This window comes from Paraglaciecola polaris LMG 21857, from assembly GCF_000315055.1.
GTDB classification, from domain to species: Bacteria; Pseudomonadota; Gammaproteobacteria; order Enterobacterales; family Alteromonadaceae; genus Paraglaciecola; species Paraglaciecola polaris.
Window position 1 is genome coordinate 1 of record NZ_BAER01000020.1, and the last position, 820, is coordinate 820.

An 820-nucleotide genomic window follows, 5' to 3' on the forward strand; every position below is an offset into this window, starting at 1 on the left:
ACCTTCGGCTACCGTTACTGGAACAGTTACGGTAAATAAACCACCGACCCCCACAGTGGTTGTCAGCGTATGGTCAATGCCTAATGCATCGTTTAAGGTCACTGTGATCAGCGTACCTAGGGGCTCATTGCAGGTTCCTGTGATCACGGGCAGGCCTAGATTGACATCAATTTCACCCAATTTATCCAGCACCACTAACGGCGCCGTTACATCAATGGGCACAATCGCATTAACCAGAGTTTCATTGCCTGCGATGTCGGTCACACTGATGATTACAGCTGCGTCACCTTCGGCGACACCGATAGGAATAAGTACCGTAAACAATCCATCTACACCAACAACTGTGCTAAAGGTAAAATCATTATCGTCTGAGTCAGTAAGGGTAAACGAAATAACAGTACCTTGGGGTTCCGAGCAACTACCGGTGATTGAAGGAAGATTTGCTTCTACATCGATTTCACCGAGTTTATCTAGGATCACCACAGGCGCAGTAAGATCAATCGGGACGGTAGCATTAACGATCGTTTCATTACCCGCTACATCTGTAACGCTAATGACTGCTGTTGCATCGCCATCAGCTATCGTGGCCGGAATAACCACGGTAAATAAGCCACCTTCTCCAACAAAAGCAGATAAGGTAAATTCCACATCATCCGTATCAGTTAAGGTTACAGAAATTAAGGTACCTTGCGGTTCTGAACATGTACCAGAAATAATTGGCACACCTGCATCAACGTCTCCCAATACGGTTAACGAAATAGTCGGCCCTTGGGTATCCACACTGCCGGTATCGTTCGCCGTGGTTTCATTGCCCGCACCG

1 protein-coding gene is annotated in these 820 nt (G+C 47.2%); it reads right to left on the minus strand.

Annotated features, from left to right (window positions below; genetic code table 11):
- On the minus strand, positions 1 to 820 hold an 820-nt coding region (locus GPLA_RS03775; RefSeq protein WP_040513867.1), incomplete at both ends, for an Ig-like domain repeat protein.